The organism is Streptomyces sp. ISL-11, assembly GCF_018614525.1.
GTDB lineage: Bacteria > Actinomycetota > Actinomycetes > Streptomycetales > Streptomycetaceae > Streptomyces.
Window position 1 is genome coordinate 19,854 of record NZ_JAGGOL010000094.1, and the last position, 26,736, is coordinate 46,589.

Here is a 26,736-nt window from a genome sequence, read left to right on the forward strand (position 1 = left end):
GGGGTCACTCCTCGACGGTCAGCCCCCGGCGCAACCGCACCAGCGTGCGGGAGAGCAGCCTGGAGACGTGCATCTGGGAGATGCCCAGTTCCTCGCCGATCTCCGACTGGGTCATGTTCGCCACGAAGCGCAGCGACAGGATCTTCCGGTCGCGCGGCGCCAGTTCGGCGATCATGGGCTTGAGGGACTCGACGTACTCGATGCCTTCGAGGCCGTGGTCCTCATAGCCGATGCGGGCGGTGAGGGATCCCTCCGCGTCGTCCTCGTCGGGCTGGGCGTCCAGCGAGCTCGCGGTGTACGCGTTGCTCGCGGCCATGCCCTCGACGACCTCTTCCTCGGCGATGCCGAGGCGCTCGGCCAGTTCGGCCACGGTGGGGGAGCGGTCGAGCTGCTGGGCCAGTTCGTCGCGGGTCTTGGCCAGGTCGATGCGGAGTTCCTGCAGGCGTCGCGGGACGCGCACCGACCAGCTGGTGTCGCGGAAGAACCGCTTGATCTCGCCGATGATGGTCGGCATCGCGAAGGTGGGGAACTCGACGCCCCGGCTGAGCTCGAAGCGGTCGATGGCCTTGATCAGGCCGATCGTGCCGACCTGGACGATGTCCTCCATCGGCTCGCTGCGCGAGCGGAACCGCGCGGCGGCGAACTTCACGAGCGCCAGGTTCAGTTCGACCAGGGTGTTGCGTACGTAGGCGTGTTCGTGGGTGCCCTCTTCGAGCTCCACGAGCCGTGCGAAGAGTGTCTTGGACAGAGCCCGTGCGTCGAGCGGTCCCACCTCGTCGTACGGCGGGATCACGGGGAGTCCGGAGTTCTCGGGCTCCAACTGCTCGGGCGGGGTTGTCGACGAGGCGGTCTCCCGAGAGTATTCGGTGCGCGGTTCGTCGAGCCGGGGTGACATGGTCTCCTCCATCATTCTCGGCATATGGCCGCCGATGCCTTGACTTCTTGCTGCGGTTTGCGGCGCCTCCAGAGCCGTCGTGGTGGATGTCGTCTACTAGCCCTACCTGTCTTGACCTCCCTATGGCAAGTGCGTCATGTCCCCTTTTGTCTGGACATGACGGATCTTCGGCTACCGGTCGTCGTATCAAAGGCGTAGTGTTCTGACAGGCCAGGCAGGCACACCGAGAAGGGATGCGCATGGACCGCGAAATGGTCGGCAGTGCGAGCAGGGGCCGGCTGCATGTAGAGGTCCGGCGCCACGGCGTGAGCGCGATCGTGACGCCGGAGGGTGAGCTCGATCACCACACGGCCGAGCTGCTGCGCGAGCCCCTCGACGCCTGCGTCGAGCAGGGACTCACCCGCGTGGTGGTCGACTGCTCCAAGCTGGAGTTCTGCGATTCCACGGGGCTGAACGTGCTCCTCGGTGCCCGGCTCACCGCCGAGGCCGCCGGAGGCGCCGTCCACCTCGCGGCGATGCGGCCCGTGGTCGCCAGGGTCTTCGAGATCACCGGTGCCGAGGCCGTCTTCACCGTGCATGACACGCTCGACGCGGCCATCGCCGAATGACTCCCGGCGGCCCTGCCGCCACCTGTGTATTTCTGACGCGTTACCCGCGTCACAGGGTCCGTACCGAAGTAGTGGGTGTTCCCCTCGTACGGTCGGGCAGGAGTCTGCTGAATCCGTTCCCATGCGCCAGGCGACCCAGGTGACCAGGTGACCAACTTTTCTCAATCGGTGAATCGGTGAGGTGAAGCGCTGATGAGCACCACCCGGTCGTACCCGCCGCCGGGCGAGCCCGGTCCGGAGGCGGGCGGCGGCGCGTCGGCCCGCACCTCGCCGCATCCGCCGGGCGCCGGGCAGGTACGCAGGCTGCACCTCGTCGGGGTGAGCGGCGCCGTGCCGCGGTCCCGCGATTTCACCCGCCAGGCGCTGACGGACTGGGGCTGGCTGCCCGCGGCCGGCGCCGACCGGCGGGCCGCCGCCGAGGACGTCCTGCTGGTCGTCTCCGAGCTGGTCACCAACGCCTGCCTGCACGCCGAGGGCCCCGAGGAGCTGCGCGTCAGCTTCGTCGGCAAGGTGCTGCGGCTGGAGGTCGTCGACCTCGGCGCCGGCACGCCCGCACCCCGCACCCCGCACCGCGCGGGCCGGCCGGGCGGCCACGGCATGTTCATCGTGCAGCGGCTCTGCCTGGACTGGGGCGTCGTGCGCGACGAAGCGGGCGAGGGAAAGACGGTCTGGGCCGAGCTGGCCGCCCCCGCGTAACGGCGGACGTGCGGCGCCCCGCGCGCCGCACCCGTCCCCTCGGCCCCGCACACGCCGCCGTTCCCACGGCGGCGTGTTCCGTGTCTTCCCTCCGCGAGGTCCCCGGCGTACTGTCGGCGCCCGATCTGATGTGTCGTCAGTAAGTTTCGGCGACGGCACCGGACGAGAGGGGAACCCGAGGTGTCCCACTTCCCACGCCGCGCCGCGCGCCGGTCGAGCGCGCTCACGGCCGCCGCGACCCTGGCCGGCGGGACGATCCTGCTGCTCGCCCCGGCCGCGCACGCCGTCACGGTCGACGTCAATTACCAGTGCAAGACCCCGATCGGCGACCGCAGCGCCGTGTCACCCATCGACATCAAGGGCGTCGCGAGCGGCAGCGCGTACAAACTCACCATGTCCTTCGAGAAGGGCGTCTCCTCCAGCCCCGTCCCGCTCGGCAAGGGCGCGATGACGCCGAGCGCGGTGATCAGACTCGGCGGCGCGGAGAGCGGCACGGTGGCCGTCACCGGACCCGCCAACGACCAGGAGATACCCGCCAACACCCCCATCAAGATCAGTGACTTGTCGGGCACCTACACGCCCAAGAAGAGCGGCTCGGTCACCTTCACGGCCTCCACCCTCACCATCATGGCGCTGGGCACGACCACCACCTGCACGCCCACCAACAACCCCAAGCCGTCGCTGACCCTCGACGTCAAGGGGCCGGGAGGATCGTCGGGCGGCTCCGGCAGTACGGGCGGATCCACCTCGGGATCCACCGGCGGATCCAGCGGTACGGGCGGGTCCAGCGGTACGGGCGGGTCGACGGGCGGCTCCAGCGGCACGACCGGCGGTACGGGCTCCACCGGCGGCTCCGGATCCTCCTCCACCGGCGGTTCCGCTTCCACCGGAGGCTCTGCTTCCACAGGGGGCGGCCAGCTCCCCCAGACCGGCCCCGCCGACTCCGCCGTCGCCCTCGGCACCCTCGGCGGCACGGTCCTCCTCGCCGGGGTCGCCGGCACCCTCTGGCTCACCCGCCGGAACCGCGCAGCGGGCTAGTCCGTGTCCGGCGGCCCATGTGCGCGGGCGCTGCGGGCCGTGTCGCGCACACCACCGCTGCGCAAATCCATCCCGTTGGGGGCACCTCCCAGCGGTAGCTGGGGGAGTTTGAGGACGCGCCCGCGGGGCGCTCGCCGCCGCAGGCGGCAAAGACGGCCCGCAGCCGAAGACTCCGCCGGACCTGCCCAGGCCGCCGTACACGCACGCCCCGCACAGGAGCCGCCGATGACATCCCGTACCCGCGGCGCGCCCCGCGCCACCGCGCTCGCCGCCGCCGTCGTCCTCCTGGCGGCCACGCCAGCCGCCGCGGACGACAAGCCCTGGACGGCGGCGCCCGCGCCCCCGGGCCGGGCCGCGCCCGGCGCGGAGGACCGGACGGCGTTCTACCTGGAGGGCGGGCCGGGCACGGTCTTCGAGGACAAGCTGACCGTGGTCAACCTCTCCGCCCGCGCCCGGACCCTCGACGTACGGGCCACCGGGCCGTGGATCGCCCTGGCCGCGCGGCACGTACGGGTCCCGCCGCGCACCCGCGCCGACATCCCGCTCACCGTGACCGTCCCCGGCGGCGCCCCGGCCGGCGACCACCCCGGCACGCTCGTCGTCAGCGGGGACGGCCGCCAGGCACGCGTCCGGCTCGCCGTGCGCGTCACCGGCGGGCCCGCGCTGCGCGCGCTCACGGTCGAGAACGTCCGCGTCGAGCGCGCGGGCACCGGCGCGGTCATCCGCTACGCCCTGGTCAACCGGGGCAACACCGCGCTCGCCCCGCACCTGACGATCCGCGCCGACGGCCTCCTCGGCACGGTCTGGCGCCGCACGGCGAGCGGTGTGCCCGCCGAGCTGCCGCCCGGCCGGAGCCTGCGGCTCAGCGAGCGGTGGCCGGACGCCCCGCGCCTGGACCGGGTCGATGTCCTGGTGACGGCGAGCGCCCCGGGCGCCGCACGTGCCTCCGCTTCCGGTTCGTATGCGCCGCTGCCGTGGGTGCTGCCGGCCCTGGGCGGGCTGGGCCTGGCCCTCGTCGCCGCCGCGGGGCTCCTCGTGCGCCGCCACAGCCGCCGGAGCAGGCGCAGGCGGGCCGGGAGCCCCTCTCCGCGCCCCCTGACGCCCGCGCCGGAAGCCCCGGCGTGAACGGCCACCCCCGCGCCCCCAGAGCGTGGCGACAGGCCCTGACCGCGATGCTGCTCCTCGTCCCGGCGCTCGGCCTGCTGCTCGCCCTGCTGCCCGCGCCCCCGGCCCGCGCCGCCGACGCGCCCACCGTCACCCTGGATCGCCGGAAGGCCGGCAAGGGCGGCCGCGTCACCGTGACCGGCACCGGATGGCGTCCCGGGACCCTGCTGACCCTGCTGATCTGCGGGCAGAACATGATCGGCGGCACCAACACCTGCGCCAACGCCGACGGCCGGACCGTCACCACCGACACCAAGGGCGCCTTCCGCCGCGAGCTCCCGGTCGCCGAGCCCCCCAAACCCTGCCCGTGCGTGGTGCACGTGGCCACGGTGACGGAGGAGGCGGAGGCGGCCGACGCCGCGTTCACCGTGGCCGGGCACCCGGTCGAGCCGCTGCCGTCGCGCGGCGGCGAGGAGCGGCTCGGCGTCCTCGGGACGCGGCTGGACGGCGCGGGCGGGGTGCTGACCTGGTTCGGAGCACCGCCGAAGCGCCGGCTCGTGGTCACCGTCGGCAATCTCGGCTCGGCCCCGGCCAAGGACCCGGTTTTTCATCTCGGCACCGCGCACGGGGTGCTGGCGCCGTCGTGGGAGGAGCGTCCCTGGCGGGGCACGATCGCCGCCGGGCAGCGGGCCAGGGTCGCGCTGGACGTGGAGCTGCCGGCGGGCGCGTACGGCGACTACACGGTGTCACTGAAGTACGGGGACAAGGTGCTCCTCGCGGAGCCGTGGGACGTGAGCAGGCCATGGGGCGTGACGCTCTTCTGGATCCTGCTGTGCGTGGTGGTGCCCGTGGGGCTCTATCGCGCCGGGATGGCGGTCGTGGACCGTTTCCGGCCGCGTACGGGCTCCACGGCGCCCGTACGCCGCCGCGCCCGCACGGCAGCAGCTCGTACGCCCGCGGCTCGTACGCCCGCGAACCGTACGCCCGCGGCCCGTACGGAACCGTCCGCCTCCGGCGAGGGCGGCGGCACCCTGCCCTGGTTCACCCCGGATGCCATGCCGGCCACCCGGCGGGAGGACCCCGGGGAACCAGGGCCCGGGTGACAGGTGCCGGGGAACCAGGGGCCCCGAAGGCATGAAAATGCCCCGGCGCGCGATCGCGCCGGGGCACTCTCAGGGTCTGGCAGGCCCCGTCAGCGGACGTCGCCCATCAGGCCCTCGATCCGCTTGCGGGACATCCACACCGCGAAGCCGGCCAGGGTGGCGGCCGCCGCCTGCCCGAGGATCACGCCGGTGCCGTTCAGGTCGGCACCCGCCTCCGTCAGCAGGGTCATCGTGCAGTCACCAGCGGTCACCGCGAGGAACCAGACACCCATCATCTGGCTCGCGTACTTCTGCGGCGCCATCTTCGTGGTGAGCGACAGGCCGACCGGGGAGAGGCACAGCTCGCCCATGGTCTGGATCATGTAGATCATCAGCAGCCAGGCGGGGCTGACCTTCGTGCCGTCCGAGGCCATCGCCATCGGGATGGCGAAGACGAAGAACGAGGCACCGATGATGACCATGGCCATCGAGAACTTCACCGTGGTGCTGGGCTCGCGGTCACGGCGGGCCAGCCACAGCCACAGGAAGGCGAAGATCGGAGCGATGGCCATGACCCACACCGGGTTGACCGACTGGAACCAGGTCGACGGGAAGTGCAGGCCGAAGATGTTGTCGGCGGTCTTCTTCTCGGCGAAGGACGACATCGTCGAGCCCGCCTGGTCGAAGATCATCCAGAAGACGGCGGCGGCGACGAAGAACCAGATGTAGCCGCTGATCTTGGTCTGCTCGGTCTCGGACAGTTCCTTGTCGCGCTTGATCCGGGTCAGCACCGTGATCGGGATGATCACACCGAGCAGGGCGAGCGGGATGGTGGCCCACTTCTGCGTGAAGTGGCCGGTGCCCGCGACGGTGCCGTAGAAGACGGCGGCGGCGGCGAACCACAGCAGGGCCTTCGTCAGCGTGGACTTACGCTCGGCGGCCGTCAGCGGCTTCGGGACGACGCTGCTCGTGGGGCTGAGGTGGCGGGTGCCCAGCAGGAAGAAGAGCAGGCCGAGGCCCATGCCGACCGCGGCGATGGCGAAGCCCAGGTGCCAGTTGACCTTCTGGCCGACGGTGCCGATGATCAGCGGCGCGGCGCAGGCACCGACGTTGACGCCGATGTAGAAGATCGTGAAGCCGCCGTCGCGGCGCGGGTCCTTCGGGCCGTTGTAGAGGTGGCCGACCATCGTGGAGATGTTGGCCTTCAGCAGACCCGAGCCGATCGCCACCAGCGCGAGGCCGGCGAAGAAGGTCGGCTTGCCGGGGATGGCCAGGGCCAGGTGGCCGGTCATGATGACGCCCGCCGCGACGGCGACCGTCTTGCGCGGGCCCCAGACGCGGTCGCCGAACCAGCCGCCGGGCATGGCGAGCAGGTAGACCATGCCTACGTACACGCCGTAGATGGCGTAGGAGCTGGCCTCGGGCATCGCCAGACCGCCGCCCTGGCTGTCGGGCTTTGCATCCGGGCCGCCGGCCATCAGGTAGACGACGAGAAGGGCGCGCATGCCGTAGTAGCTGAAGCGCTCCCACATCTCCGTCATGAAGAGAGGGGCCAGGCCGCGGGGGTGGCCGAAGAAGGTCTTGCCGCCGGGGGCCGGAGAGGTCTTCTCCTGCTCGGCAGCACCCTTCGTCAGGCTGGACGCCATGGTCGATCCTTGTGTGCTCGGGACGCGGCGGTGGAGCTGCTCTGCGCCCGGGTGGGGGTGGGCCGGCACCGGTCACCGCACCGTCCGCCCCCACGCCCAGGGGTTCGGCCCCTCGCTGAGGAGCCGGCAGGACGGCCGTGCACCGGGATCCACGCCCTCCGCGCAGCTTCGCGCGGCGGACCCGGCCGACAGGTCATTCACTGGAGCGGGACTGGGGAACCAGGCCCGCGCACAACAGAGACCTTCGGTGTGTCGAACGACCGAAGGCCCCTCGGTGGTGCTACAGACGTCTGGTAACCATACGTCACACCCCGCCCGCAAATGGAAGGTGTTGAGATATGGATCACAGCTTGTCGTGGAACCATTCGCACACTTTCGAAGGTGAGTTTGGTCTTGGAGAAGTGTTGCCGTAGGTAGCAGTCAGTGCACCTCTGACGTGGGCTCCGGCGGACTACCATCTGTCCATGACCCGAGTACTGCTCGCCGAGGATGACGCGTCCATCTCGGAGCCTCTCGCACGCGCCTTGCGCCGCGAAGGGTACGAGGTGGAGGTGCGCGAAGACGGTCCCACGGCGCTCGACGCCGGCCTCAAGGGAGGCGTGGACCTGCTCGTCCTCGACCTCGGGCTGCCCGGGATGGACGGGCTGGAGGTCTGCCGCCGGCTGCGCACCGAGGGCCACGGCTTCCCGGTGCTGGTCCTCACCGCGCGCGCCGACGAGGTGGACACCGTCGTCGGCCTGGACGCCGGCGCCGACGACTACGTCACCAAGCCCTTCCGCCTCGCCGAGCTGCTCGCGCGCGTACGGGCCCTGCTGCGGCGCGGCACCGTCGAGTCCCAGCAGCAGCCGCCCGCCACCCACGGCGTGCGGATCGACGTCGAGTCGCACCGCGCCTGGATGGGCGAGGAGGAACTCCAGCTCACCGCCAAGGAGTTCGACCTGCTGCGGGTCCTGGTGCGCGACGCCGGCCGGGTCGTCACGCGCGACCAGCTGATGCGCGAGGTCTGGGACACCACCTGGTGGTCGTCGACCAAGACCCTCGACATGCACATCTCCTGGCTCCGCAAGAAGCTCGGCGACGACGCCGCCAACCCGCGCTACATCGCCACCGTCCGTGGCGTCGGCTTCCGCTTCGAGAAGAGCTGAGCCGACAACAGGGCCCACCCGGGCTGCTCTCGTACCACCCCGCCCGGAGGGCATCGTGCGCCGCCGACTGATCAACTCCACGCTCGCCGTCGTGCTCGTCGTGATCGCCGTCTTCGGGATCTCGCTCGTCATCGTCGAGACCCGCACGATCGAGAGCAGCGCGCGCGAGAGCGTGCAGTCCGAGGCCGTGCGGCTGGTGAGCATCGTCGACAGCCGGCTGCTCGGCAAGGAGCGCGTGGAGTCGGAGGTGCTGAGCGAGCAGATCACCCCGGCCCGCTACGCCCGGATCGAGATCCCCGGCCGGCGGACCATCGAGATCGGCACCCCGCCCGAGGGCGGGGTGATCAGCGCGACGCAGAAGGGCGAGCAGGGCGAGACGGTCCGGGTCGAGGAGTCCCGCTCGACCGTCAGCCGTGAGCTCGGCCGCACCCTCCTGGTGATCCTCGCGGTGGCCCTGCTGGCCGTGGTCGCCGCCGTCTTCCTGGCCGTACGGCAGGCTAACCGGCTCACCGCGCCGCTCACCGACCTCGCCGAGACGGCCGAGCGCCTCGGCTCCGGCGACCCCCGGCCCCGCCACCGCCGGTACGGGGTTCCCGAGCTGGACCGGGTCGCCGACGTCCTGGACGGGTCCGCCGAGCGGATTGCCCGGATGCTGACCGCCGAGCGCAGGCTCGCGGCGGACGCCTCGCACCAGCTCCGCACACCGCTGACCGCGCTGTCCATGCGGCTGGAGGAGATCACGCTCACCGACGAGCCCGAGACGGTCAAGGAGGAGGCGACCATCGCGCTGGCGCAGGTGGAACGGCTCACCGACGTCGTCCAGCGGCTGCTGACCAACTCCCGCGACCCCAAGTCCAGCTCGGCCGTCGTCTTCGACCTCGATGAGGTCATCAAGCAGCAGCTGGAGGAGTGGCGGCCCGCCACCCGCAGTGAGGGCCGCGCCATCGTGCGCTCGGGCAAGCAGGGGCTGCGGGCCGTCGGCACGCCGGGCGCGGTCTCGCAGGTGCTCGCGACCCTCATCGAGAACTCGCTGATGCACGGCGACGGCACGGTGGCCCTGCGCACCCGCGTCACCGGCAACCAGGCCGTCGTGGAGGTCACCGACGAGGGGCCGGGGGTGCCGCCGGACCTGGGCGCCCGGGTCTTCGAGCGGACGGTCAGCGGCCGCAACTCCACCGGGCTGGGGCTGGCGGTCGCCCGTGACCTGGCGGAGGCGGACGGCGGGCGGCTGGAGCTCCTCCAGGGGAAGCCGCCGGTGTTCGCGCTGTTCCTGAGCCGCGAGAGCCGCGACGGGGACCAGGCCGAGGAGCAGTAGCCGGGGCGCCTCGGCGGGTGCCAGGGTGTCCTGGGCCTGTCCGGCGGGTCTTCGGCTGCGGGCCGCTATGCCGCCTGCGGCGGCGGGCGCCCTGCGGGCGCGTCCTCAAACGCCGGACGGGCTTGATTCGGCTGAGCTCAGCCGCTTTCAGCCCGTTGGGGGCACCCCCAGCGGTAGCTGGGGGAGCTTGAGGACGCCACCGCGCAGCGGTGGTGCGGACGATAGGGCCCCCGCAGCCGCCCGCTCACGCGATCCGCCGGACGCCGCCTAGCGGCCGTCCGCCCGGTGCCCGCCCGCCGCGTCGACCCGCTGCGGCGGGTCCGCCAGGAACGATTCAGCAGTCTCCACCGCCTCACGCGCGGGCAGCGCGGTGAACACCCACGTCCGGTAGGACCAGAAGCGGAAGACGGTCCCGATCCCGAGGCCGACGACGTTCTTCGCGATGTTGTCCGCGAGCGCGGACGTGAAGCCGAATCCGTAGTGCGACAGGCCCAGGATGCCGTTCTCGATGACCAGGCCGACGCCGCTGAAGAGCAGGAAGAGCGAGAGTTCACGGCTGCGCCGGTTGCGGTCGCTGTCGCGGTACGTCCAGTAGCGGTTGCCCACGTAATTGGTCGCGATCGCCACCGCCGTCGCGATGATGCCCGAGCGCACCACGGCGAGGCCGAAACCGTGGACACAGATGTTGAAGACGATGAAATTGACCACGAATCCGATGGCGCCGACCGCTCCGAATTTCGCGATTTCGCGGGCCAGCCGCTCCAGCCGGGAACGCACTGTGCGCCGATGACTCGTCACGATCTCAGGCTCCGTCGGTGGGCGGCAGGGGGCGTGGGGCAGCATTCATGCTATCCAGCGGCCCACGCGGCCGATGGGCCGAGTCGGTGAACTCGGGGCGAACGCGCGTCATATCGGCCATCTCCGCACAGCCTGCCTTTTCGGATGATCCTCCAGGGCGGTCCGGGGCGGTTCGCGCGTGCGGATACCCTGGGGGCGTGACATTCCCGGTAGTCGGCATGGTCGGCGGCGGCCAGCTCGCCCGTATGACCCACGAGGCGGGTATCCCCCTCGGCATCAAGTTCAAGCTGCTCAGCGACACCCCGCAGGACTCGGCGGCCCAGGTGGTGAGCGACGTCGTCATCGGCGACTATCGCGACCTGGAAACCCTTCGTGCTTTCGCACAAGGGTGTGACGTGATCACCTTCGATCACGAACATGTGCCGACCGAGCACCTCCGGGCCCTGGAGGCCGACGGCATCCCCGTCCGCCCCGGGCCCGACGCGTTGGTGCACGCCCAGGACAAGGGTGTGATGCGCGCGAGGCTCGACGCGATCGGAGTGCCGTGCCCACGGCACCGGATCGTCGAGGACCCCGCCGACGTCGAGCGCTTCGCGGCGGAGGGCGAGGGCTTCCCCGTCATTCTCAAGACGGTGCGCGGCGGATACGACGGCAAGGGCGTCTGGGTCGTCCGCGACGCCTGCCAGGCGGAGGAACCGTTCCGCGCCGGGGTCCCCGTCCTCGCCGAGGAGAAGGTCGACTTCGTCCGCGAGCTCGCCGCCAACGTCGTCCGCTCCCCGCACGGCCAGGCCGTCTCGTACCCCGTCGTGGAGTCCATCCAGGTCGACGGCGTCTGCGACACCGTGATCGCACCCGCGCCCGGCCTCTCCCAGGAGCTCTCCGCCCGCGCGCAGCAGCTCGCCCTGAAGATCGCCAAGGAACTGGGCGTCGTCGGCCACCTCGCCGTCGAGCTGTTCGAGACCCGCGACGGCCGCATCCTCGTCAACGAGCTCGCGATGCGCCCCCACAACTCCGGCCACTGGACCCAGGACGGCGCGATCACCTCGCAGTTCGCCAACCACGTCCGGGCCGTACTGGACCTCCCGCTCGGCGATCCCCGCCCGCGCGCCACCTGGACCGTCATGGCCAATGTGCTCGGCGGCGACTATCCCGACATGTATTCCGCGTACCTCCATTGCATGGCACGCGACCCGGGCCTGAAGATCCATATGTACGGCAAGGACGTCAAGCCCGGCCGAAAGGTCGGACACGTCAACACCTACGGCGACGATCTGGCGGATGTGCGCGAGCGCGCGAGCCACGCCGCCGGATATCTGCGAGGAACGATCACGGAATGACTTCCCCTCTCGTCGGCATCGTCATGGGCTCCGACTCCGACTGGCCCGTCATGGAAGCAGCGGCCAAGGCCCTGGCCGAATTCGAGGTCCCCTACGAGGTGGACGTCGTCTCCGCGCACCGGATGCCGCGCGAGATGATCGCGTACGGCGAGCAGGCCGCCGGCCGCGGCCTCAAGGCGGTCATCGCGGGCGCCGGGGGAGCCGCCCACCTGCCCGGCATGCTCGCCTCCGTGACCCCCCTGCCCGTCATCGGCGTGCCCGTACCGCTGAAGTACCTCGACGGCATGGACTCCCTGCTGTCCATCGTGCAGATGCCGGCCGGCGTGCCCGTCGCCACCGTCTCCGTCGCCGGCGCCCGCAACGCCGGCCTGCTCGCGGTCCGGATGCTCGCCGCGCACGACAGCGACCTCCAGACCCGGATGCGCCACTTCCAGGACGAGCTGAACGAACAGGCCACCGAGAAGGGCCGGCGGCTGCGCGCCAAGGCCACGAGCCAGGACTCCTTCGGCTTCGGGAAGTGACCGCCATGACCGACGCGTCCGGCACCCCCGAACACCTCGCCCGCGCCCGGGAGCTCCTCGCCGAGCACCCCGTCGTCGACGGTCACAACGACCTGCCCTGGGCGCTGCGCGAGAAGGCCCGCTACGACCTCGACCGGCTCGACATCGCCACCGACCAGAGCGCCGACCTCCACACCGACCTGCCCCGGCTGCGCGCCGGCGGCGTCGGCGCCCAGTTCTGGTCCGTGTACGTACGCACCGACATGGCCGGCGACGAGGCGGTCAGCGCCACGCTCGAACAGATCGACGTCGTGTACCGGCTGGTCGCCCGCCACCCCGGCGAGCTGCGGCTCGCGCTCACCGCCCATGACATGGACGCCGCGCGCGCCGAGGGCCGGATCGCCTCCCTCATGGGCGCCGAGGGCGGCCACAGCATCAACAACTCCCTCGCCACCCTCCGCGCCCTGTACCGGCTCGGCGTCCGCTACATGACGCTCACGCACAACGACAACATCCCGTGGGCGGACTCGGCGACCGACGAACCCGTGGCGGGCGGCCTGACCCGCTTCGGCGAGGAGGTCGTCCGCGAGATGAACCGCACGGGCATGCTCGTCGACCTCTCGCACGTCTCGGCCGACACGATGCGCGACGCGCTGCGCGTCACCGAGGCGCCGGTGATCTTCTCGCACTCCTCGGCGCGCGCCGTCTGCGACCACCCGCGCAACATCCCCGACGACGTCCTCGGCGCGCTCGCCGCGAACGGCGGCGTCGCCATGGCCACCTTCGTCCCCAAGTTCGTCCTGCCCGCGGCGATCGGCTGGACGAAGGCCGCCGACGAGAACATGCGCGCCAACGGCCTGCACCCCCTCGACACCACGGCCGCCGGGATGGCGGTGCAGCGCGCCTTCGAGGCCGCCCACCCGCGCCCGCTCGCCACGGCCGCCACGGTCGCCGACCACCTCGACCACATGCGCGAGGTCGCGGGCGTCGACCACATCGGCCTCGGCGGCGACTACGACGGCACGGCCTTCACCCCGGCCGACCTCGCCGACGTGGCCGGCTACCCCCACCTGGTCGCGGAGCTGCTGCGCCGCGGCTGGTCGGACGCCGACCTGGCGAAGCTGACATGGGGGAACGCGGTACGGGTCCTCGGCGACGCGGAGAGCGTGGCGCGGGACCTGCAGACCCGCCGCGGCCCGTCCATCGCGACCATCGACCAGCTGGACGGCTGACCGCCCCGGCCCTCAGGGGCGGATCAGGCAGAACGGATGGCCGGCGGGGTCCGCGTAGACGCGGAAATCGCGCCGGCCGTCCTGGTCGTCGATGTCCAGCGGCAGCGCGCCGAGCGCCAGCACCCGCTCCTGTGCCGCCTCGATGTCGGCGACGTCGAGGTCGAGGTGCAGCTGCTGCGAGTGGTCGTCGGAGCTCGGCCAGTTCGGCGGTACGAAGCCGGGGGCGCGCTGGAACGCCAGCCGGCTGCCGTCCTCCAGGAAGAGGTCGACCCAGTCGTCGTCGGCGGCGCCCTTGATCTCGCCGCCGAGCACCTCGGCGTAGAACCGGGCCAGCGGCAGCGGCTCGGGACAGTCCAGGACGATCGCGGTGATCTTCGCGAAGGGCACGGTCATTCCTCCTCGGGTGGAACGGACGGGGAGGACACGGGTTCCCCGCGGAGCCGCGGGCTACGCCTGCGGACGCCCCATCGCACGGAAGGCCCAACCGGCCCCGCGCCAGGCGTCGGCCGACAGCGCGTTGCGCCCGTCGAGGATCCGCCGCTCCGCCACCACCTCGCCCAGCGCCGCCGGGTCCAGCTCGCGGAACTCCGCCCACTCCGTCAGGTGCAGCACCACGTGCGCCCCGCGGCACGCCTCCAGCGCGGTGGGCGCGTAGGCGAGGGTCGGGAAGAGCCGGGCCGCGTTCTCCATGCCCTTGGGGTCGTAGACCGTGACCTGGCCGCCCTGGAGGTGGATCTGACCGGCGACGTTGAGCGCGGGGGAGTCCCGTACGTCGTCGGAGTCCGGCTTGAACGTCGCGCCGAGCACCGCGACGCGCCGCCCCAGGAAGCCGCCGCCGACCGTCTCGCGGGCCAGCTCGACCATGTGGCCCCTGCGGCGCATGTTGATGGAGTCGACCTCGCGCAGGAACGTCAGCGCCTGGTCGGCGCCCAGCTCGCCCGCACGGGCCATGAAGGCACGGATGTCCTTGGGCAGACAGCCGCCGCCGAAGCCGATGCCGGCGCGCAGGAACTTCTTCCCGATCCGCTCGTCGTGGCCGATGGCCTCCGCCAGCTTCACCACGTCGCCGTCGGCGGCCTCGCAGACCTCGGCCATGGCGTTGATGAAGGAGATCTTCGTGGCGAGGAAGGAGTTCGCGGCGGTCTTGACCAGCTCGGCCGTCGGATAGTCGGCGACGACGAACGGCGAGCCCTCGCCGATCGGGACCGCGTACACCTCGCGCAGCAGCTTCTCGCCGCGCTCGCCCGAGACGCCGACGACGATCCGGTCGGGGTGCAGGGTGTCCTGGACCGCGAAGCCCTCGCGCAGGAACTCCGGGTTCCACGCCAGCTCGACCTCCGCGCCCGCCGGGGCGAGCTCCGTCAGGAGCCGCGCGAGGCGCGCCGCGCTGCCGACCGGGACGGTGGACTTGCCGACGACCAGCGCCGGCCGCTGCAGCACGCGGGCCAGCGAGGTGAAGGCGGCGTCGACGTAGGACATGTCGCAGGCGTACTCGCCGTGCTTCTGCGGAGTGTTCACACAGACGAAGTGGACGTCGCCGAACTCGCCGACCTCCTCCCAGGAGTCCGTGAAGCGCAGCCGCCCGGTCGATCCCTCGATGCCGGCCACATGGCGGCGGAGCAGCTCCTCCAGCCCCGGCTCGTACATCGGGACCGTGCCGCGGCCGAGCATCTCGATCTTCTCGGGGACCACGTCGAGGCCGAGCACTTCGAAGCCGAGTTCGGCCATGGCCGCGGCATGGGTGGCGCCGAGGTAGCCGGTGCCGATCACGGTGATCCTGGGGGCCATGCGGTGCTCCATGTGCTGACGGGCTGGACTGCGCCCCGAGCATAGTCGGGGCGCGGGGCGGGAAGGACCCGAGGAGACGCCATGACCATCGGGCGCAGTGCGGACCTCGTGCGGACGCTGTCGGCAAGCTCACGTATCCCTGTCCGGAAGCCGCCCCCTAGAATTGGGTTACTAAACGGTAGTTAACTTTCAGGGGAGTACGCCTTGGCGGGATCAAAGGACTTCGACCTGTACCGGCCGGCCGAGGAGCACGACGAGCTCCGCAAGGTCGTACGCCAGCTCGCCGAGGCGAAGATCTCGCCGTTCGCCGCCGAGGTGGACGAGGAGGGCCGCTTCCCGCAGGAGGCGCTCGACGCGCTCGTCGCCTCCGACCTGCACGCCGTGCACGTCCCGGAGGAGTTCGGCGGCGCGGGCGCGGACGCCCTGGCGACCGTGATCGTCATCGAGGAGGTGGCGCGCGTGTGCGCCTCCTCCTCCCTGATCCCGGCGGTCAACAAGCTCGGCTCGCTCCCGGTGATCCTCTCCGGCTCCGAGGAGCTGAAGAAGAAGTACCTGGGCCCGCTCGCCCAGGGCGACGCGATGTTCTCGTACTGCCTCTCCGAGCCCGACGCGGGCTCGGACGCGGCCGGCATGAAGACCAAGGCCGTGCGCGACGGCGACTTCTGGGTCCTCAACGGCGTGAAGCGCTGGATCACCAACGCGGGCGTCAGCGAGTACTACACGGTCATGGCCGTCACCGACCCGGAGAAGCGCAGCAAGGGCATCTCCGCGTTCGTCGTCGAGAAGTCGGACGAGGGCGTCTCCTTCGGCGCCCCGGAGAAGAAGCTCGGCATCAAGGGCTCCCCGACCCGCGAGGTCTACCTCGACAACGTCCGGATCCCCGCCGACCGCATGATCGGCGAGGAGGGCACCGGCTTCGCCACGGCGATGAAGACCCTCGACCACACCCGCATCACCATCGCGGCGCAGGCGCTGGGCATCGCCCAGGGCGCGCTGGACTACGCCAAGGGCTACGTCCAGGAGCGCAAGCAGTTCGGCAAGCCGATCGCGGACTTCCAGGGCGTGCAGTTCATGCTCGCCGACATGGCCATGAAGCTGGAGGCCGCCCGCCAGCTGACGTACGCGGCCGCCGCGAAGTCCCAGCGCGTCGACGCCGACCTGACCTTCTTCGGCGCGGCGGCCAAGTGCTACGCCTCCGACGCCGCCATGGAGATCACCACCGACGCCGTCCAGCTCCTCGGCGGCTACGGCTACACCCGTGACTACCCGGTCGAGCGCATGATGCGCGACGCCAAGATCACGCAGATTTATGAAGGCACGAACCAGGTTCAGCGGATCGTCATGGCGAGGAACCTGCCGAAGTAGACGTTCCCGCAGGTCAGAGACGACGACACAGCCCCCGGCGCTATGCCGGGGGCTGTTCGTATGGGGGCGGGCCGGGCGACCTCGGCCCGCTCTGTGGGGTCGTCGGCGCCGGGCGTCAGCATCGTTGCGATGGCGGCCCTGCCGCGCTGCTCGACTCCCTCGAAGAGGCAGTGGTGGTGCTGCCGCAGTACCCCTCGTGCTGACGCCCCGGCCATGATGGTCGGGGCGTTCTTGATTTGCTTCGGCTCAGCTCACCGCAGCGCGAGCGATCAAAGTCCCGATGTGGTCAGGCTCCGGGGCGCCGAGAACCCGGACTTCCGCCTTCTCGAATCCGGCCCGCAGAAGGAGGCTTTCCCACTTCCGGGGCGTGTAGCTGTATCGGTACGTGTACATGGCCTTGCCCGCGAACCCTCCCTTGTACATGCCTTGTGGCCCGTACGCACCGGGGATGGCCGGAGGGTGGGAGAAGGCGAGCACGCCGCCCGGATTCAACAGCTTGGCAACGAGCGGGAGCAGCTTGGCCGGATCGGTGAACCAGGCCGCCCCGAAGATCGAGTAAACAGCGTCGTACGTCTCCGTCGCGGTGCTCAGGTGGTCCAGCACTTCGGCACACACGAACCGCGCTCCCAATGGCCCCCACCGTTCAGTGGTGTTCGCGACCATGACCGGAGAGAGATCCACGCCCGTTGCCTTCACACCGCGCAGGGCGAGGTAGGCCAGTGCCCGCCCGGTACCGCATCCGATCTCCAGGGCGGTTGCCGGGCCGCCCAGCAGTTCGGGGCCTGGCCCGTGCCCGGTGTACTGCGTCCAGCAGAAGACGGGATCGGCGTCGAACACCTTGTCCTTAGTGCTCTCCGCGAAGGTGTCCCAGAGTTCCCGTTCGCTATCGATGTCGTGTCGTGCGGGCAACGGCGCTTCCTCTGTGTCGGGGCTGGCAAGAGAGTGCCCCCGCCCCTCGTTCAGCGGCTGAGGCGAGGGCACTCTAGTCCCGCGTCAGTGGCTGTCGGGAACCTTGTTGTCACACGGCGAGCAGTCGGACGCGTCCACCGACCACAGCTCGTCATCGACGGTGAAGCCGTTCTTGCGCAGCAGTTCGGCTGTGCGCATCACGGTGCCGTCGCGGCGGCGCTCGATGAGCGGGGCGTGGTGCTTGTACCGCCCGCCGTTGTACTCGTCGCACAGGGCGAAGTACAGGGGGGTGTCGAGAATGAGTTGGTGAACCCCAATGTCCACCGTGTACCCGACGCCCATGTCCACCGCGGGGTTCTCCATGGCTGTGATCAGGTAGGCGATGCCTTGTCCGAGGATGCGTTCGGCGAGGCTCCGGACGGCCACGCTGTCACGCAGCAGCAGGCGAACCTCGCGCTCCCACAGGTTCTCCACCCCCACAGCGGTGACCAGGTGCGGTACTCGCTCGTGCACGGCGTTGAGGATGATGCGCGGATCACGGGTCCGCGTCTGGAGTGCTGTTGCCACCATGTTCCCTTTCTCTCGGTGGAGCGGGGTGGTGCGCTGGAACCCGTCCAGCCGCCGACCGTCATGCCGGCGACTGGGCGGGGGCTTGAGGGACACCGGTTCTATGCGTCGTGGCCCTGGTCGCGCTGGCGTCGCTGCGCCGACTCGGCGTAGAGCAGCGCGTCGATCAGCTTGCGGGCAGTGGGCAGAGGCACGGTCCCGAGGAACAGCGACGGTTCACCCGAGAGGGAGGACCGGCCCATCAGCTGGGGCCAAGCGTCCGGGTCTCCGACCTGGATGCCCATCTCCGCCAGCACTCGCCCGAACATGAATGCGGTGTCGTCGGCTTTCTTCTTGCCTGCCATGAAGGCATCGGCTTGCTGTGCGGCTGCTTCGGTGTCCGTGGCCATACCGAGACGCTAGGAACCCGAGGGGGGCCACCGCCAGAAAGTTGCAGTCGGTTGCAGAGATTCATGCAAGGGAGTCGATGGCCCTGGTGATGTGGGCCCGAGCCTGCGCGCCGTGGACGGCGATCTGCGACAGTTCCGCGAAGGCTTTGAGGTACGTACCGACCTCCCCAGGCGCCGCCACGTTGATCTCGGCCGTCAGCGTCTCGACGGCGACCAGCCCTTCGTCGAAGGCGTAGAACGCTTCCAGGGGCCAGATTTTCCGGCGAGCTCCGAAGGGGATCACGCCCAGTGAAACGTTCGCCTGCGCCATGACCGAGAGAAGGTAGCCGAGCTGGCCGGCCATGGCCTCGTCATCGCACACGCGGTAGTAGAGCACCGCCTCTTCTATGAGCAGGGCGAACCGGTGGTCCCCTTCGCGCACGACTCGCGACCGGTCGAGTCGCGCCCTTACCGCAGCCTCGACGTCATCGGGGATCTGCTGAAACTCCGTGATGGACCTGAGTAGCCCGGTTGCGTACTCGGCGGTCTGGAGCATTCCCGGTATGAGGTTCGAGGCGTACACGCGGAAGTGCCGGGTGCGCTGGTAGAGCGGCGTCGTCTTCTGGTGAACGCGGCGCATCCCGTCACGGTGGATCTGCTTCCACTGGACGTACATGGACTCGGCGGTCCGGGACGCGGCGATCAGGTCCGCCGCTTGTTCCTCGGCACCGCAGGCCGCGCACCATGACTTGATGTCGGCGTCGGACGGCAGGGTCCTGCCCCGGGCGATGCGTGACGACTTCGACTTGTGCCAGCCGCACCGGGCGGCCAGCTCGTGCCCTGTGAGCCCTGCGTCTCTCCTGATCTCGTCCAGACGGGACGCGATGGCAGCCCGTGCGGCTTGGGCGCTGGAGAAAGGGGACGAAGACATGAGCTGACCGGCCCGGCCCGCGTCAGACCGTGTACTTCTCGTGAGGGATGGCGCGCTCCCACACTGCTTCGAAGGCTGACGCGCAGAGCCTCGCCGTGGCGGCGTCCTCCGTCTGGTCCGTCTGCACCCATCGGCCGATGCCGTCGAAGATATTGAACTGCACCACTCGACCGTCGAAGAGCCAGAAGTCATTGCCAGGGAGTGCGAGGTCCGACGCCTGCTGTCTCGGCAGCCAACGGATGTCCTCACCGGCTGCGACGTTGGTGAACGTCCCGGAGTGCTCGAAGCGGATGTAGTCGCTGACGGGCTCCGACACGATGCGGGCACGGCGCATGGTCACGCCCTTGCCCGTGACCTCCTGCACCAGGTCCAGCCAGGGCCGCCACCAGGACGTGCGATCCGCCGTATTGAGGCGGTGCCCCTCCTTCCAGGCGGCGAAGCCCTCGATCTCGTTCTCCACTCCGTATGCGTCGCGCATCTCCAGATGCACCGCCGAGTGCTCTACGGACCACAACAGGTCGGCCAAGCTACTCAAGCTCTGCGACATCGAGCGCCTCCCTAAGAAGCGGGATCATCCGCTTCGGTACCCGGATCACTGCCTCGTGGTCGGGCTGCGAGACGTCCGCCGCGCAGTCGCTCCGCGTCCGGTCGTCCGCCTTCCAACCCTGGAACAGGAGATCCTTCGTGTTCTCGTCGACCCAGACGGCCGGGGAGCCGTGATCTCCTGACTCCGGATCTTCCCGACGAACCGTAGTGCCATAACGACCTCCGTTGGCGAGCCAGTTGCGATCGGTTGCATGACCTTCGTCCTCACGCGGCCTACCGTCAAGAGGGCGTGCGACTGTCCCGGAGCCCGCAAGGGGTGATCATGGGGAAATGCTGGGGAGGCGCCCTCTCGGGGTGCTATCTGTGCAGGTCAGGGCCTCATTACCGTGAAGCACCCAGATCTACGAGGGCACGAACCAGGTCCAGCGCATCGTCATGGCGAGGAACCTGCCGAAGTAGCCGTTCCTGCAGGTCGGAGGCGGTTTTCCCGCACTGAAGCGGCCGCCTCGGGATGCGAACGGAACCGCTCACCGATTCCGACCCGTTCCAGGCGTCGCTCCGACTGATCGGCACGCAGGAAGCCCCCGCCGCAGCGGGGGCTTCCTGCGTTTCATTCGAGCCTACGGTTGGCCATGACGTTATGCGGGTCGTCCAGCCACACCCACTGTCCGTCGCCGTCGACCGTCAAGCCGAACCGGGATCGTTCGGGCTTCCCCAAGGCATGCCAGTCAAGGAACGCCTTCCGCACCTCGTCCCACAATGCACGGGGCCCGTACTGCTCCACCTCGTACGTCTCCGCGCCCGGGACGTATTCCACAGTCGCCCACGACTTCCGATCGTCCGCGAAGAACCACAGGGTGGCTTCCCCGCTGTCGTCATCCGCGTCGCACCACCGGTACCACGCATCCGTGAGGCTCAGCCCGGTGAAGAACGCGGGATCGTCCTGGACGACGTTCTGCGGTGCGATGTCGGTGCTGCCCTTCTCTCCCTCCTCCCCGTGGTAGATATCAGGGATACGCCCTGCACCGCCCCGCTGGGTGCGGTCCCACATGAAGGCCGGGTAACCGGAGAACGACCCCTGAGCCTTCCCGTTCATCACGTCCAGCGTGGCGTACGAGCCGCTGAAGAAGCTGCTGCCCCATGGGGTGACGATCCGCCCGATCGGGCACTGTTCCCACCACGCCGGCGGCACTTCCCGCATGGTGCAGGTGCAGATGATCCGGTCGTACGGTGCACCCCGGTGATGCCCGTCGCGGCCGTTCCCGAGAATCGTCGTCGGGTGGAATCCCGCCCGCTTCAGGTTTTCCACAGCGGTGGACCACACAGCCTCGTCAACCTCCACCGAGGTCACGTTGTTCTCGCCCAAGCGGTGTGACAGCCAGGCGGCGTTGTAACCGGTGCCCGTACCGATCTCCAGTACCCGCTGCCCTTCCCGTACATCGAGCAGGCCCAGCATTTCGAGCATGACCGACGGCATGGAAGAGGACGAGGTGAAGAGCCGGAACGCGCCTTCCGGTGTGCTCTTCCCATCGTTCACCTGGGTGACCACGGGCGCATCCGAGTAGACCGCTCGCAACCAGCTCTCAGGATCGGTGGAGAAGTCCCCCTCTTCGATGACCTCGGGGATGAACAGCGCGCGATCCACCGAGGCCACGGCGTCCCGCCAATCAGGCGGCAACAGGCCTTTGCTCCTGAGTGTCTCCACGAGCCGCTGCTGCGTCGTCATCCGGCCTCACTTCTTCGGCGGCTCGTACGGCTTGGTCGGGCCCGGAGGCTTGTCGCGGTGGCCGTCGCTGTCGGACGTGTCGGGCCTGCCGGAGTGGTCTCCGCCCTTCTTGCCCATCTCTGCCTCACTTCTCGTTGCATTGTTGCGAAGGCCGCCCTGCCTCGCCGAAAGTCTGGGCCCAGGCCGGGGCGTCGGTTACTTGGCCGGGCATTCCCGATCAGGAGCCGCGCGGTTCGGGGAGCACGTGACCACAGCCAAGCTGAGGAACAGCGGGCGCCCGAGGTAGTAGCCGAGCGAGACGTCCCCGCCCCAACCCAGCGTCTCGGCCGTGTACGAAACCGTTCGTGCGAGCCCGGTCGTGTACCGGTCGGTCCGCGAGGCGAAGCGCGGCGCGTACTCCGCCAGCCGTTCCCCCAACCACTCGGCGGCTTCCTTTGGGTGCCCCCAGGTTCCCCGAATCAGATTGGCGGGCTTCGCCAGCCAGTACGCAGTCTCGAGCGGGGGAACCTCGGTCACTCGCCACTCCGCCACTGCCTCCCGGTACCTCTCCACCACGTCGGCGGGACTGGTCGCAGTGGGCTCCACGGACGACGGCGGGCGTCGGACACTCTCCTTGTCGAACACTGTCTTGTCGCCGACCCACACATAGCCGTGGAAGTGCAAGAGCGCATCTCGATTCAGCACCAGGCGAAGCAGCTCCCGCCCTCACGGAGCGGGAGGGCGGGAGCTGCCCTTTCGGGAAAATCAGGCCGTGAGGCCGAAGCGGCCCGGGTCGATGCCGGCCGCGTCCAGCTCGGCCTTGGTGAACCTCAGCGGTTCGGCCCGGGGGTGCTTGCTGTCGCCAACGGCCCACGCGTCTTCGCCGATCCGAGCGAGGGTGACGCACGATTCGCCGTCCGGGTGCGTATTGCCGCCGCACGCCTTGGCGAACTGGGCGCCCTGGATGTCGAGCCCGTACAGGTCGGTTCCACTCATGGTCGTACCTCTCTGAGCGATGGAATCGGACACCAGATCAGCTGACCGTCTGCTGTGCGCCTGCCGCATCCGCTCCCTGAGCCGATAGCGGGCCATGCAACTTTCCTCGCCACTGAGGCTGAGCCGAGCGGCTTCGGTGTCCGTCGTCATGACCAGACGCTAGGGGCGTGGAGAGGCCCACGACTACGAAGTTGCAGTTTGTTGCGGCGGTTCACCCAGGGCGTCTACAGCCGCCCTGATCAGTGCCCGTGCCTGTGGCCCGTAGACAGCGAGTCGTTGCAGCTCTGCGTAGGCTCTCGCGTAGAGGTTGATCTCGCTGGGGGCGGTGACAGTGATCGCAGCCGATACCAACTCCACGCTCACCTGTTCGTCATCGAAGATCGAGAACGTCTCCACCGGCCACATGTGACGATCGGCTGTAAAGGGAATGACGCCGAGGGCCACTCGCGGCAGCGACATCATCGTGAGGAGATATTCGAGCTGCCCTCTCATCGTCGCGGCATTGCCCATCCGGTGTCGTAGTACCTCCTCCTCGATGAGCAAGCCGAAACGATGGTTTCCTTCCTGAATCACGCGGGAGCGGGAAAGTCGTGCTGCCACGGCATCGGTGACGTCATTGGGCGTTCCTCGGAACTCTGTGATCGCGGACAGCAACGCCGTCGCGTACGCCTCGGTTTGGAGAAGCCCAGGGATGATGTTCGCGCAGTAGATCCGGAAGAGGCGCGTGCGCTCATACAGCGGCACACGGCCTTCCTGGCCTCGGCGTAGACCGGTTCGGTTGAGTCTGCGCCATTCCACGTACATTGACTCGGCGCTGCGGGATGCGGCTATCAGGTCGGCGGCTTGGTCACTGACCTCGCACGCGGCGCACCATGCGCGGACGTCGGCATCCGACGGCAGCGTCTTCGTGTTCTCGATCCGCGATGACTTGGACTTGTTCCAGCCGCACAACTCCGCCAGCGATTCCACCGTCAGTCCAGCGTCGAGCCGCATTTCGCGCAGGCGGGCTGCGATGGCCTCACGGGCCTTCTGGACGCTGGAGGACGGCGAAGTGGCCATGGTGGGTGTGCCGACGGCTCAGATCTTGTACTCGTCGTGCGGGATGGCACGGTCCCACACAGCTTCGAATGCCGATGAGAACTGCTTGACCAGTTCAGGGACCGAGCTGAGCTCGTCGACGATATGGGAGCCGTCACCGGCGAAGTGGTGAATCCGCACCAGCCGGTCGTCGAACACCCAATAGTCGTTCGGCGGAAGCAGAAGGTCAGATGCGAGTCGCCTCGGCAACCAACGAACTTTCTCGCCTGCTGCCACGTTGCTGCGCGTGGCGTAGTGCTCCCACCGGATGTACTCCGACACTGGTTCGCCCACCACGCGAGCGCGGCGGATGGCCACCCCGCGACGCACGGCCTGAGCGATCAGCTCGTGGAAGCTGTGCCACCACGAGGCCCGGTCGTCCCAGTCGGTGCAGTGCCCTTCCCTCCAGGCTGCGAAGCGTGGATTGTCGCCGTACACATCCCGCAGCTCCAGGTGGACGGCTGTCCGCTCTGTGGAGGCCAGCAGCTCAGCGAAGCTTGGCTGCTCGTTCTGCGGCATCGCACGCCTTCCTGATGAGCGGCACCATCCGTGCCGGAATGCGGATGACAGCTTCCGTGTCGGGCTTGGGGCTTTTCTTCGAGCACTCGGCCTGAGTTGCTTCGTCGGCCAGCCACCCCTGCACGACCATATGACGTTCCGGTTTCGCGTCGGCGTCGACCCACACCGCCGGGCAGTGGTCGTGATCGGTGTCAGGGTCGATGCCGATGAACCGTAGTGCCATGACTGCCTCCGTTGCCAGGCCAGTTGCGCTTGGTTGCACGACCTTCATCCCTGCGCATTCAGGCCGTCAAGAGGGCGTGCGACGCTCAGGCGGTCGAGACCACCGCGCAACGGTGAGGCGGAGACCACGGCCGCAGCGCCCACTCACATGATCCGCCGGACACGGCATAGGGCACAGGAAACTCGCTCTCGCCGCCCGTCCGGGCCAACGCCGCTGGCGGCCCCGCGCGGCTGCGGGGAAGCTGCCTTTGGGGGGCGGTGTCCACGCCTGGAGGGTTTCGCTCATGCCCGACGTCACCGGTCCCTACGCGCCCGGCACGCCCTGCTGGGTCGATCTGATGGTTCCCGATCAGCAGGCCGCCCTCGACTTCTACCGGGATCTTTTCGGGTGGCAGGGCGAGGCCGGGCCGCCGGAGCTCGGTGGGTACGCGATCTGTTCGCTCCACGGGAAGGCCGTCGCGGGCGTCATGACCGCGATGGCGCCGGAGGAGGGGCTGCCGACCCCGCCGACCGTGTGGACCACCTATCTGGCGACCGCCGGCCTGGACGCCACCGAGAAGGCGATCGCCGAGGCCGGCGGGACGGTCGTGATGCCCGGGATGGACGTGCGCACCCGCGGGCGGATGGCCGTGGCAGCCGATCCGACGGGGGCCGTCTTCGGGCTGTGGCAGGCGGGGGACTTCTCCGGGGCGCAGGTGGTCAACGAGCCCGGCGCGCTGGTCTGGAACGAGCTCAACACCAGCGACACCGCGGCCGCCGCCCGGTTCTACTCCGCCGCGCTGGGCGTGGGGACGACCCCCATGGAGGACGTGCCCGGTTACTCCTGCTTCGAGGCGGACGGCCGGATGGTCGGCGGGATGCAGGGGCTCGACAAGCTGCCGCCCGGCACGCCCTCGCACTGGATGACGTACTTCGCGGTCGACGACACCGACAGCACGGCCGACGCGCTGGTCCGGGCCGGCGGCTCGGTGCTCAAGCCGCCGTTCGACATGGTGGCGGGCCGGATGGCCGTCGTGCAGGACCCGTGGGGCGGCGTCTTCGCCGTCATCAACGCCGCCGGTCAGCAGTCGGTGTGATCACTCGGCGGCGGTGACCTTCTGGTCCTTCTTCAGCTGGTCGAAGAGCTGCCTGGACTTGGCCTTGTCCCACTTCACGGCCACGCCGTCGCCGGGTGTGGCGAAGTTCGCGGTCGCGATCGGCACGGTCAGCTGCTTGCCGTCGCCGCCCGTGACGCCCTTCATCGCCCAGAACATCGACGTCAGGTTCCACAGCTCCATGTCCTTGTCGACGACGAGCGTGTCGAGGCCGGAGCCGATCACCGGGTAGAGGCGGAAGGGGTTGAGGATCGTGCTCGGCGAGGCGGCCTGCTTCGCCAGGGTGTTGAGGAACTTCTGCTGGTTGCGCATCCGGCCCAGGTCCTGGTCGGCCTCCTGGTGCCGCTGGCGTACGAAGGCCAGCGACTGGGCGCCGTCGAGCTCCTGGCAGCCCGCCTTGAAGTCCGCGCCCGAGTCGCGGTCCTTCAGCGGCTTGTCCAGGCACATCTCCACGCCGCCGAGCGCGTCGACCAGGTTGCGGAAGCCGCCGAAGCCGATCTCCGCGTAGTGGTCGATGCGCAGCCCGGTGTTGAACTCGATGGTCCGCGCGAGCAGCTCCGGCCCGCCGTCCGCGTACGCCTGGTTGAGCTTGTGGGTGGAGGCCGGGAACTTCTTGCCGGACTTCTGCCCGGTGAAGGCGGGGATCGTGACGAAGGAGTCGCGGGGCAGGCTCAGCATCGTGGTGCCGTTGTCGCCCGTGTGCAGGACCATCATCGAGTCGGTGCGCTTGCCGTCCGCCGACCCGGTGTGGAGCTGCTTCTTGTCGTCGTCCGACAGGCCCTCCCGGCTGTCGGAGCCCACGATCAGGTAATTCGTGCCCTCGCCCGCCGGCGGGCGGTCGTCCACCTTGGAGAGATCGACCTCGCGGCGCAGCTTGGAGTCCGCCCAGAAGTACGTACCGACGGAGACGGCCAGCAGCACGGCGACGAGCACGGCGAGGCCGACGGTGATCCGCTTGCGCCAGTTCGGCGGGCTGGTGCGGGGCGCGCCGCCGCGCCCGCGCGGGCCGTCGCCACCGCCGCTGCCGCGGGCCGGGCCGCCGGGACCGCCGTGCCCGTAGACCTGGCCGGTGTTGTAGCCGTCGTCGGGGTGCCCGGCGCCGGGCGGCCGGCCGACGGGGCCGTCGTCGTAGCCGGGGGACGGCTGGTACTGACGGGGCGGTGCGGGACGGCGTACGTGCGGCATGGCGCGCGCACCCTCCGGCTCCGGCCGGGTGCTCCCCTGCCCGTACGGGCTCCGCCGCTCGTCGGTCC

At 69.8% G+C, this 26,736-nt stretch carries 30 protein-coding genes; 12 read left to right on the top strand and 18 right to left on the bottom strand.

All coding sequences use genetic code 11. From position 1 onward, the window contains the following. Positions 1-4: 4 nt before the first annotated feature. Entirely contained in the window at positions 5-895 is an 891-nt protein-coding gene (locus tag J7E86_RS19865; protein WP_215083054.1) for an RNA polymerase sigma factor SigF, read from the bottom strand. Between the two features lie 239 nt (positions 896-1,134). Between J7E86_RS19865 and J7E86_RS19870 the strand changes: the two genes are divergently transcribed. The 5 genes from J7E86_RS19870 to J7E86_RS19890 all read left to right on the top strand — a co-directional run bounded on the left by J7E86_RS19870 (position 1,135) and on the right by J7E86_RS19890 (position 5,444). Beyond that, positions 1,135-1,503, top strand: a complete 369-nt coding sequence (locus tag J7E86_RS19870; protein WP_215083055.1) for an STAS domain-containing protein — start codon at positions 1,135-1,137, stop codon at positions 1,501-1,503. Positions 1,504-1,695: 192 nt separating this feature from the next. Further along, positions 1,696-2,199: an ATP-binding protein gene (locus tag J7E86_RS19875; RefSeq protein ID WP_215083056.1), complete on the top strand. Its 504-nt coding sequence runs from the start codon at positions 1,696-1,698 to the stop codon at positions 2,197-2,199. Between the two features lie 180 nt (positions 2,200-2,379). Then, positions 2,380-3,237 (top strand): peptidase, encoded by an 858-nt coding sequence (locus J7E86_RS19880; RefSeq protein ID WP_215083057.1) that lies wholly within the window; start codon positions 2,380-2,382, stop codon positions 3,235-3,237. Between the two features lie 225 nt (positions 3,238-3,462). Continuing rightward, the gene (locus tag J7E86_RS19885; RefSeq protein ID WP_215083058.1) at positions 3,463-4,362 is read left to right on the top strand and encodes a hypothetical protein; all 900 of its coding nucleotides are present in this window, start codon (positions 3,463-3,465) and stop codon (positions 4,360-4,362) included. Positions 4,363-4,409: 47 nt separating this feature from the next. Next, positions 4,410-5,444 carry a hypothetical protein gene (locus tag J7E86_RS19890; RefSeq protein ID WP_251019397.1) on the top strand — a complete coding sequence of 345 codons (1,035 nt, stop codon included), beginning with the start codon at positions 4,410-4,412 and terminating at the stop codon, positions 5,442-5,444. Between the two features lie 89 nt (positions 5,445-5,533). Here the strand turns inward: J7E86_RS19890 and J7E86_RS19895 are convergent, their stop codons facing one another. After that, the gene (locus J7E86_RS19895; RefSeq protein WP_215083060.1) at positions 5,534-7,069 is read right to left on the bottom strand and encodes a peptide MFS transporter; all 1,536 of its coding nucleotides are present in this window, start codon (positions 7,067-7,069) and stop codon (positions 5,534-5,536) included. Between the two features lie 464 nt (positions 7,070-7,533). Here J7E86_RS19895 and J7E86_RS19900 point away from each other — a divergent pair, with 464 nt between their 5' ends. Together J7E86_RS19900 and J7E86_RS19905 are read left to right on the top strand one after the other, a co-directional pair. Next, positions 7,534-8,214, top strand: a complete 681-nt coding sequence (locus J7E86_RS19900; RefSeq protein ID WP_215083061.1) for a response regulator transcription factor — start codon at positions 7,534-7,536, stop codon at positions 8,212-8,214. Positions 8,215-8,269: 55 nt separating this feature from the next. Next, positions 8,270-9,529, top strand: a complete 1,260-nt coding sequence (locus J7E86_RS19905) for an ATP-binding protein (RefSeq protein WP_215083062.1) — start codon at positions 8,270-8,272, stop codon at positions 9,527-9,529. A gap of 267 nt (positions 9,530-9,796) precedes the next feature. Here the strand turns inward: J7E86_RS19905 and J7E86_RS19910 are convergent, their stop codons facing one another. Next, positions 9,797-10,372: a GtrA family protein gene (locus J7E86_RS19910; protein ID WP_215083063.1), complete on the bottom strand. Its 576-nt coding sequence runs from the start codon at positions 10,370-10,372 to the stop codon at positions 9,797-9,799. Positions 10,373-10,545: 173 nt separating this feature from the next. On the opposite strand from J7E86_RS19910, the gene J7E86_RS19915 reads away from it, so the two are divergent. The 3 genes from J7E86_RS19915 to J7E86_RS19925 are packed head-to-tail and all read left to right on the top strand — an operon-like array spanning position 10,546 to position 13,396. Beyond that, positions 10,546-11,664 carry a 5-(carboxyamino)imidazole ribonucleotide synthase gene (locus J7E86_RS19915; RefSeq protein WP_251019399.1) on the top strand — a complete coding sequence of 373 codons (1,119 nt, stop codon included), beginning with the start codon at positions 10,546-10,548 and terminating at the stop codon, positions 11,662-11,664. Next, positions 11,661-12,185 (top strand): 5-(carboxyamino)imidazole ribonucleotide mutase, encoded by a 525-nt coding sequence (gene purE, locus J7E86_RS19920; RefSeq protein WP_215083065.1) that lies wholly within the window; start codon positions 11,661-11,663, stop codon positions 12,183-12,185. Before J7E86_RS19915 ends, purE begins: the two co-directional genes overlap by 4 nt. 5 nt (positions 12,186-12,190) lie before the next feature. Continuing rightward, positions 12,191-13,396, top strand: a complete 1,206-nt coding sequence (locus tag J7E86_RS19925; RefSeq protein WP_215083066.1) for a dipeptidase — start codon at positions 12,191-12,193, stop codon at positions 13,394-13,396. Positions 13,397-13,408: 12 nt separating this feature from the next. Here J7E86_RS19925 and J7E86_RS19930 read toward each other — a convergent pair whose 3' ends face one another. Then, positions 13,409-13,783 carry a VOC family protein gene (locus J7E86_RS19930; RefSeq protein ID WP_215083083.1) on the bottom strand — a complete coding sequence of 125 codons (375 nt, stop codon included), beginning with the start codon at positions 13,781-13,783 and terminating at the stop codon, positions 13,409-13,411. A gap of 60 nt (positions 13,784-13,843) precedes the next feature. Further along, entirely contained in the window at positions 13,844-15,184 is a 1,341-nt protein-coding gene (locus J7E86_RS19935) for a UDP-glucose/GDP-mannose dehydrogenase family protein (protein WP_215083067.1), read from the bottom strand. A 204-nt stretch (positions 15,185-15,388) separates the two neighbouring features. On the opposite strand from J7E86_RS19935, the gene J7E86_RS19940 reads away from it, so the two are divergent. After that, on the top strand, positions 15,389-16,549 hold the full coding sequence (locus J7E86_RS19940) for an acyl-CoA dehydrogenase (protein ID WP_215083068.1): 1,161 nt from the start codon (positions 15,389-15,391) through the stop codon (positions 16,547-16,549). Here the strand turns inward: J7E86_RS19940 and J7E86_RS19945 are convergent. The 12 genes from J7E86_RS19945 to J7E86_RS20000 all read right to left on the bottom strand — a co-directional run bounded on the left by J7E86_RS19945 (position 16,513) and on the right by J7E86_RS20000 (position 24,390). After that, positions 16,513-16,764: a hypothetical protein gene (locus J7E86_RS19945; RefSeq protein WP_215083085.1), complete on the bottom strand. Its 252-nt coding sequence runs from the start codon at positions 16,762-16,764 to the stop codon at positions 16,513-16,515. The two genes, J7E86_RS19940 and J7E86_RS19945, sit on opposite strands and share 37 nt — an antisense overlap. A gap of 31 nt (positions 16,765-16,795) precedes the next feature. Beyond that, positions 16,796-17,458 (bottom strand): bifunctional 2-polyprenyl-6-hydroxyphenol methylase/3-demethylubiquinol 3-O-methyltransferase UbiG, encoded by a 663-nt coding sequence (locus J7E86_RS19950; RefSeq protein WP_215083069.1) that lies wholly within the window; start codon positions 17,456-17,458, stop codon positions 16,796-16,798. An 84-nt stretch (positions 17,459-17,542) separates the two neighbouring features. Further along, positions 17,543-18,028: a hypothetical protein gene (locus J7E86_RS19955; protein ID WP_215083070.1), complete on the bottom strand. Its 486-nt coding sequence runs from the start codon at positions 18,026-18,028 to the stop codon at positions 17,543-17,545. A 98-nt stretch (positions 18,029-18,126) separates the two neighbouring features. Beyond that, complete coding sequence (locus J7E86_RS19960; protein WP_215083071.1) at positions 18,127-18,414, bottom strand: hypothetical protein; 288 nt, start codon at positions 18,412-18,414, stop codon at positions 18,127-18,129. Between the two features lie 61 nt (positions 18,415-18,475). Beyond that, on the bottom strand, positions 18,476-19,324 hold the full coding sequence (locus J7E86_RS19965; protein ID WP_215083072.1) for a helix-turn-helix transcriptional regulator: 849 nt from the start codon (positions 19,322-19,324) through the stop codon (positions 18,476-18,478). A gap of 22 nt (positions 19,325-19,346) precedes the next feature. Then, a complete protein-coding gene (locus tag J7E86_RS19970; RefSeq protein ID WP_215083073.1) occupies positions 19,347-19,871 on the bottom strand; it encodes a DUF6879 family protein in 525 nt (174 codons plus the stop codon). 609 nt (positions 19,872-20,480) lie between these two features. Further along, positions 20,481-21,596 carry a methyltransferase domain-containing protein gene (locus J7E86_RS19975; protein ID WP_215083074.1) on the bottom strand — a complete coding sequence of 372 codons (1,116 nt, stop codon included), beginning with the start codon at positions 21,594-21,596 and terminating at the stop codon, positions 20,481-20,483. A gap of 195 nt (positions 21,597-21,791) precedes the next feature. Continuing rightward, positions 21,792-22,259 carry a hypothetical protein gene (locus J7E86_RS19980; protein WP_215083084.1) on the bottom strand — a complete coding sequence of 156 codons (468 nt, stop codon included), beginning with the start codon at positions 22,257-22,259 and terminating at the stop codon, positions 21,792-21,794. A gap of 81 nt (positions 22,260-22,340) precedes the next feature. Then, entirely contained in the window at positions 22,341-22,571 is a 231-nt protein-coding gene (locus tag J7E86_RS19985) for a DUF397 domain-containing protein (protein ID WP_215083075.1), read from the bottom strand. Between the two features lie 183 nt (positions 22,572-22,754). After that, entirely contained in the window at positions 22,755-23,630 is an 876-nt protein-coding gene (locus tag J7E86_RS19990) for a helix-turn-helix transcriptional regulator (RefSeq protein ID WP_215083076.1), read from the bottom strand. 18 nt (positions 23,631-23,648) lie between these two features. After that, a complete protein-coding gene (locus J7E86_RS19995; protein WP_215083077.1) occupies positions 23,649-24,167 on the bottom strand; it encodes a DUF6879 family protein in 519 nt (172 codons plus the stop codon). Further along, entirely contained in the window at positions 24,136-24,390 is a 255-nt protein-coding gene (locus tag J7E86_RS20000; protein WP_215083078.1) for a hypothetical protein, read from the bottom strand. The genes J7E86_RS19995 and J7E86_RS20000 overlap by 32 nt, the downstream gene beginning before the upstream one ends. Positions 24,391-24,673: 283 nt before the next feature. Between J7E86_RS20000 and J7E86_RS20005 the strand changes: the two genes are divergently transcribed. Further along, positions 24,674-25,465, top strand: coding sequence for a VOC family protein (locus J7E86_RS20005; RefSeq protein ID WP_215083079.1), 792 nt, complete (start codon positions 24,674-24,676; stop codon positions 25,463-25,465). Here J7E86_RS20005 and J7E86_RS20010 read toward each other — a convergent pair. Continuing rightward, positions 25,466-26,736, bottom strand: a 1,271-nt coding sequence (locus J7E86_RS20010) for an LCP family protein (RefSeq protein ID WP_215083080.1), incomplete at its 5' end; no start/stop codon positions are given. It abuts the gene before it with no gap.